The organism is Thermoplasmata archaeon (genome assembly GCA_035632695.1).
Lineage (GTDB): Archaea > Thermoplasmatota > Thermoplasmata > RBG-16-68-12 > RBG-16-68-12 > RBG-16-68-12.
On record DASQGG010000133.1, the window covers coordinates 1 to 6,212 of the forward strand.

Annotated in this window: 8 protein-coding genes; 5 read left to right on the top strand and 3 right to left on the bottom strand. The window is 68.1% G+C overall.

Annotation, left to right across the window (positions count from 1 at the left end; genetic code table 11):
- Window positions 1–978 (top strand): aminopeptidase (locus VEY12_08665; protein HYM40196.1); only part of this gene is annotated, 978 nt, incomplete at its 5' end.
- Between the two features lie 70 nt (window positions 979–1,048).
- Here the strand turns inward: VEY12_08665 and VEY12_08670 are convergent.
- Window positions 1,049–1,519, bottom strand: a complete 471-nt coding sequence (locus VEY12_08670; protein ID HYM40197.1) for a hypothetical protein — start codon at window positions 1,517–1,519, stop codon at window positions 1,049–1,051.
- 295 nt (window positions 1,520–1,814) lie between these two features.
- Between VEY12_08670 and VEY12_08675 the strand changes: the two genes are divergently transcribed.
- Complete coding sequence (locus VEY12_08675) at window positions 1,815–2,417, top strand: hypothetical protein (protein ID HYM40198.1); 603 nt, start codon at window positions 1,815–1,817, stop codon at window positions 2,415–2,417.
- 71 nt (window positions 2,418–2,488) lie between these two features.
- Complete coding sequence (locus VEY12_08680; protein HYM40199.1) at window positions 2,489–2,935, top strand: hypothetical protein; 447 nt, start codon at window positions 2,489–2,491, stop codon at window positions 2,933–2,935.
- A gap of 288 nt (window positions 2,936–3,223) precedes the next feature.
- Here VEY12_08680 and VEY12_08685 read toward each other — a convergent pair whose 3' ends face one another.
- Window positions 3,224–4,195: a hypothetical protein gene (locus VEY12_08685; GenBank protein HYM40200.1), complete on the bottom strand. Its 972-nt coding sequence runs from the start codon at window positions 4,193–4,195 to the stop codon at window positions 3,224–3,226.
- Window positions 4,196–4,373: 178 nt separating this feature from the next.
- Here VEY12_08685 and VEY12_08690 point away from each other — a divergent pair, with 178 nt between their 5' ends.
- Window positions 4,374–4,607, top strand: coding sequence for a DUF2277 domain-containing protein (locus tag VEY12_08690; GenBank protein ID HYM40201.1), 234 nt, complete (start codon window positions 4,374–4,376; stop codon window positions 4,605–4,607).
- Between the two features lie 25 nt (window positions 4,608–4,632).
- Window positions 4,633–5,496, top strand: coding sequence for an SDR family NAD(P)-dependent oxidoreductase (locus tag VEY12_08695; protein HYM40202.1), 864 nt, complete (start codon window positions 4,633–4,635; stop codon window positions 5,494–5,496).
- A gap of 133 nt (window positions 5,497–5,629) precedes the next feature.
- Here VEY12_08695 and VEY12_08700 read toward each other — a convergent pair whose 3' ends face one another.
- Window positions 5,630–5,974, bottom strand: a complete 345-nt coding sequence (locus tag VEY12_08700; protein ID HYM40203.1) for an extradiol dioxygenase — start codon at window positions 5,972–5,974, stop codon at window positions 5,630–5,632.
- Window positions 5,975–6,212: the final 238 nt, after the last annotated feature.

Below are 6,212 nucleotides of genomic sequence, written 5' to 3' on the forward strand. Positions count from 1 at the left end.
CTCGAATGCCAGAAGCTCGGGGCCGATCCGATCCTGGCCCTCGACACAGACCGGATCTTCTACGGGCAGTTCAAGAACTTCACGGAGGAGAACCTGCGCCGAACGTCCGCGCACTGCCTCGGCATCGCCGAGTACGCCCAGTCCTACGTCTACCTCGGCGGTCCCAAGGATCCCGGCCCCATGGCCCGGGTCGGGAACGAGAAGTTCGGGGCCATGTACGCGGGCGAGCAGGCCCACTTCGAGAAGAGCCTCGTGAAGAAGCCGAAGACCGTCGGCGTGGCCCTCGGCCAGGTCACGCGGGAGCGCGCCCGGACGTACGGCTTCAGCTACCCGGCCTGGAAGGCCATGGTCGAGGCCGCGATCGCCGTTAACTACGGCAAGCTCGGGGCCGCCGGCAAGGGCGTGGCGGCCCGCCTCTCGGCCCCCGCGGACGTGCACGTCACCGCGGACAACGGCACGGACCTGCGTTTCCGGATCGCCGGAGGGGACCGGCGGCCCGAGGTCGACGACGGCGTGATCTCGGACGAAGACCTGGCGGCCGGGAACAGGGACGTCGGGCTCCCCGCGGGGTCCGCCTTCGTCGCGCCCGTCGAGGAGAGCGCCCAGGGCACCTTCGTGAGCGACGTCGGCATCCCTCAGCAGGGCCGCCTGATCGAGGGCCTGAGCTGGACGTTCCGCGACGGCCACGCGATCGACATCTCCGCGAAGCGGAACCTCGCCGCATCCCAGGCGAGCTGGGAGACGGCCACGGGGGCCAAGGACATGTTCGGGGGGTTCTCCGTCGGCCTCAACCCGAAAGCGAAGGCGGGATTCTTGCAGAACCCCGTGGTCGCGGGGACGGTCACGATCGGCATCGGGGACAACCGCCTGATCGGAGGGAAGAACGAGTCGTCCTACGGCTTCGCGAGCCACCTCGCCCATGGGACCGTCGAGATCGGCGGCACGGTCGTCATCGACCGCGGCAAGTGGGTCGCGTGAAGGGGCTCCTCCAGACCCGGATCGAATCCGGTTTGGAGGGCACCCTCCGGGATGCCCCGCTTCCCCCCATTCAGGTCGGAACGTTGGGATGGTCCGCGCGGTACCCGCTCAGTCGATGGTAGAGGGATTCAAAGTGGGAGAACATGGTCGGCTGGGCGCCCGAGGCGCGGATCGCGTAGACGATCGGCCGGACCATCTGCCACAGAGGGCTCACGGACGACCCGAACAGACTGTTCACCAGACGCAGGTCGATGAGGTCCTCCTCGAGGAGCACACCCACGCCATCGAAGAGCATCGCGACCTGGAGGACCGGCGTGAGGCCGTACCGGGCCGAGTAGTCCTCGAGGCTCACGAACTTGGCCGCCCCGACCTTCATCACGTTGTCGATCCACTCCTTCCGGCCGAATTCCTGATAGATGCGCATGATGACCTCGGTTCGCCGGGTTCGGGCCAGGTGGCGAAGCTCGAGGACCGTGAAGACCACGCCCGTGACGACGCTCACGGTCACAATGATCGTTGAGATCGTCGCGATGTCGCCCACAGGAGCACCCGTCGTTGAGCGTCCTCGGGACCTAAAGAACCTCCGGCAAGTAGGGAATAGTCGTTACTGTCGGCTGGACGCGGACCTGACCGCCGCCAAGATGCGAGCCGGGGGCATGATTCAAGAGGGGACTGTCTTGCCTTCAGTCTGCGGTCTGGCGGCCGGCATCCGCAGCCACCGCGGCCTCAAATCCCCGGGAGAGAATCGAACCGTGGGATGAGGGATGCCCCTGCCTCGTTCGCCCCCGAGTCCGCAGGAAGGGCTTATGCCGAGCGTGTCCGATTCGCCTCCGCCCATGAACTTGGTTGGTCTGGTCCAGAAACAACCGTTGCACGAAGCCAACGGCACGTTCGACGCCATGTTCGAGTTTGAAACCCCTCCCTCCGGTGACGAGCAAACGTGGGGCATCTACGTGAGGAACGTAGCCGCGCTCCAGACGCTGTACCCCTACCTCTACGTGCTCACGAACATCCGCACCTCGTCGGACCCCCAGCCTCGTTGGTACGGTCAGCCCACCGGGCTGCAACCCGACGTGCTGGCACACCATCCCCACGCGAGACTCGGCCTCGACTACTTCTCTACCAACCTTCCCCGCCAGGACCAACTCGCCTACCTCATCGAGTTCGGCAAGGAGGTGCCCTCACCCTTCTGCCACGAGCTCCTCGGGCTCGTGCCGCCGCCCGCCTACGCCGACTTGCTGCTTGCAGACGAGGAGGGGATGTGCGGCTGGGTGGCCACGACCACGCCGTCGTCGAGGGACCGGACTTCGTGGGAGTCGCAGATGCTCGGCCGCTTCGCGGTTCTCTTCCACGTCCATGAAGGGTGGGCGTTCATCCTGCGAACGAAGCAGCGGTCGGTTCTCGAATCGCTTGGCGCCGGTGCGGTACACCGGGCATGAGTCCGACCTCGCCCCGGTTCGCCCCTGTGTCGGCCGGAAGGGCTATGCGGAAGACGTGGCTACGCCCGACGGTGACCGTCACCGCGAAGGTCGGATCCCTGAGGAACCTCGGGAAGGTCCGCACGGAGACGGGCACGTTCGACGTCCGCCCTGCGCAGTCGGGCGGGTACGTGGTCGAAGGACCGCCGGGAGTGGAGCCCGGGCTCGTGCGCTACGACGAGAAGCGACAGATTCTCGAAATCGAGCGGCCCGGCATCACCCTGTACATCGACTTCCGCCCCGAGGCCGAGCGCACCGTGTTCGACTTCAACGGGCACCACTATGACGTCGGCTCGATGGAGTTCGGGAGCATCGTCTTCACGGAAGCGGGTCGCCCCGCGGTCCGGGGGAACGAGACGGTCAGCGGCGTCCGGCTCACCCTGATCGAACCACCCTTGGACGTGGTCGAGCGAGAGCTCGCGTTCGGCCTCGCGCTCCGGAGTGCGTGGGGCGACGAGGCGTTCTGGCGGCAGGAGTAGTCCTCGTGGTCTCCGCGGGGTTGTCCCTGAGCCGGACCGTTTCGCGGTTAGGAACGGCATTGTCGTCTCGAAGACCGCGGCCGATGCCAACTCATACCCAGGCACCCCCGGATCAAGGAATTTCCTTCGCCGGTCCGAAAGCCCTAGTAAGCGAAGGGAGTCTCCCGACCGGCGGCCGGAACCAAGGCGCCAAGGATTGAGGACGACCGAACAACCCCCGAGGTGAGGGCGTGGTCCGAGAGAGAAGCGGTGCGACCAAGCTCGGTCGAACTCGCCACGGGACCGCACTCACGGCGTCCGGACTCGGTCGCGACCGCGAGGAGGCCAGAGGAGGGCGAGGGCCAGTCCCACGGAGATGCCCGCAAGGAGCAACACGAGGACGAAGAGCACGCTCGGGAGGCCGAGGACCGTTCCCGCCGTGCCGCCGACCGGGGCGGGGCCGGTCCCTGCCACGAGGCCCAATCCCGCGGCAACCGCGAAGCCGCCGAAGTACGCCCACGTGTAGGTCATCGACGTACCCCCGGTGCGCAGCTGGGCGGACGCGACGCAATCCACGTCGGGATGGTCAAGAATCGCCAGACAGCCGAACCCGAGCGTCGTGTTGGCGTCCACCAAGGTCGCGCCGCCGCCCGTGGAGCCCACGGCGAGCGGGGTCCCCTGGCCCCACTCGAACCGGCTCAGGGCGCTGAAGAACACCTCGCCCGCGGGAACCGCCCGGGCCGGGGCGATCGTGAGGTAGGACTGGACATAGCCCCACTCCCAGCTCGCATTCGAGACGGACGCGTCCACCGCCGCGGTCCCCGTCCAGCCCGTGGCGGAGCATTCCGTGGGCGTGCCCCCGTCCGCACGGCTCAGGCTCACGGCCGCCCTCTCGGTCCCTGCGGGAGGCGACGCAAGGTACCAGATGCCGACGTAGAACGGCACGTGGTCGTACACGATGCCTGGGTTCATGCTGGCCCCGGCGTACGTCGCGGCGAGCGTGACGTTCGTTCCGAAGGCGGCGCAGGCGATCGTGACCAGGCTGGGCGTCCCGTTCGGGCGGAAGCTCCAGTCCATGGCGCCTCCGACCGTCAGGTTCAACGCGGCATCGCTCGACCCAATCGCGGTGATGCCGCTGATCAAGGGAACGTGGCCCCCGACGGCCGCCCACGCCCGGCCGGCCAGCGGGCCCGCGGTCGCCAAGGAGATGGCCGCCGCGAGCAGGAGGACGACCACGTCCCTCCGAGTCCGGTGCTCCCGTTCCGCGAGCGTTCCCTCCACCTCGCGAGGACTACCGCGCTTCGAGCATTCAAGGGTTTCGGGCGGCGGGGATGCACGCGGAGGGCCTGGGAGATCGCTTCCCTCGACCGGAAGGCGCCTTAGCTTGGGAAGGCCTGCGGGCGCCCACGCGTCTCCGGGGGATTCCCCTCCGCGAGTCTGCCGTCCAGGAAGCGATCCCATGTGCCGGAGCATCAAGCCCCTGTTCAACGTCGATCCGCCTGCGACCGACGAGGAGATCCGTCAGGCGTCGCTCCAGTTCGTCCGGAAGATCTCGGGCTTTCCGCGGCCCTCCCGGGCCAACGCGGCGGCGTTCGACCGCGCGGTCGACGAGGTCGCGAGGGGCGCCCAGCACCTCCTGGACCGTCTGGTGACCGACGCGAAGCCGCGGGTCCGGAGGGCTGAGTTCAAGTAGCGCCGACCCCTGGATGGCCCTGGACATGGCCGCCGAGGGGACGATGACGGGCAAGACGTGCGTCCTCACCGGCGCCACCTCCGGCATCGGGGCGGCCGCTGCGTACGCCCTCGCGCAACGGGGAGCGCGTGTGGTCGTGGCGGGCCGCGACCCGGACCGAACCGCCTCCACGGTCGAGTCCATTCGGCGCACGACCGGCAACGTAGCCGTGGAGTCCGTCGTCGCGGACCTCTCATCCCTCGCCCAGGTCCGGCGTCTCGCGGGCGACCTGAAGGACCGCTATCCGAGGATCGACGTCCTCGCGAACAATGCGGGCGGGTACTTCGCGAGGCGCCACACGACCTCGGAGGGCCGCGAGATCACGTTCGCCCTGAACGTCCTCGCGCCGTTCCTCCTGACGAACCTGCTCCTTGACCGGCTCGTGGCCTCCGCGCCCGCCCGGGTGATCAACACGTCCTCCGAGTCCCATGAGGGCGCCCATCTGGACCTCGAGGACCTCCAGGGACGGCGGAGGTACCGCGGCTTGCGGGCGTACGGGCGGTCCAAGCTCGCCCTCCAGCTTCTCACGTACGAGGCCGCGCGCCGCGTCCCGAGCGACCGGGTCACCGTGAACGCATACCATCCCGGGTTCGTGGCCTCGCACTTTGGCTGGAACAACGGACGCCTCTACCGGGGCGGGATCCGGTTCGTGAGCCGCGCGTTCGGCGTGAGCTCCGAGGAGGGCGCGGACACCCTGGTGTACCTGGCCACCGCCCCGGAGGTGGCGGGGACGACGGGACGTTACTTCTATCGGAGGAAGGAGATCCGCTCCTCCGAGTCGTCCTACGACTCCGGACTGGCGCAACGCCTGTGGGACGTGTGCGCACGCGAAACGGGCCTGGTGGCCTGAGTCGTCGCGGCCGGGGGGAAAGCGGCGTCACGACGCGCGGAAGTGCGATTCAGGGACGCCGAACTCGGAGACGCGCACATGGCGTATTGCGCCGCAGCGAGACGTCTCATTCTTTTCCTCTTCCGAGGAGACGCTAGCTGTGGGCCCGACGGTGTTTCGGCTGGTACAGGCCGAGCTTGCTTCCGCCGGGTAGCGAGACGCTCACGATCGTCCCCCATTCCCGCTCGTCCGGGGGCGAGCACGCGACCTTCCTCCGGCGGAGCGCGGTCACCGTCGCCTGGAGATCGTCGCACATCAGGAAGAGTTCGTGCGACCCGTTCTCGTCCGCGGGGTGAACCGCGAGCTCGGAGGGCGGGAGGGCGAAGATGAGCCAGCCGTTCCCCGCGTCCACGTGCGGGAACTTGAGGACGTCGCGGAAGAACGCTCGGTCCGCCTCGGCATCGGTGCTGTAGAGGATGACGTGGGCTCCGGAAATCATCGGGAACGCGCGCTGGCACCGATGTGCGGTCGCTAAAGGATTGCGGTCCTTCGCGATGTGGGCAGGGTGTGCGTCATTGAGCCGTCCTGGCGGTTTGACCGGATGGAGGAGATCTACAGGGTCGATACAGCAGGGACGGAGATGAAGAGCGGAATCGGGCCGTGTGGCCTCCAGCTTCCCTTCGTCCTTCAGACCGAGGTCGTGGCGGCCGCCTGTCCCGTCCGCCGGAACACCAGGC

What these genes read in the sequence shown, in the direction of transcription:
- VEY12_08700 (HYM40203.1), bottom strand. Translation starts at nt 5,974, where the DNA reads ATGATTTCCGGAGCCCACGTCATCCTCTACAGCACCGATGCCGAGGCG.
- VEY12_08695 (HYM40202.1), top strand. Translation starts at nt 4,633, where the DNA reads ATGGCCGCCGAGGGGACGATGACGGGCAAGACGTGCGTCCTCACCGGC.
- VEY12_08690 (HYM40201.1), top strand. Translation starts at nt 4,374, where the DNA reads ATGTGCCGGAGCATCAAGCCCCTGTTCAACGTCGATCCGCCTGCGACC.
- VEY12_08675 (HYM40198.1), top strand. Translation starts at nt 1,815, where the DNA reads ATGAACTTGGTTGGTCTGGTCCAGAAACAACCGTTGCACGAAGCCAAC.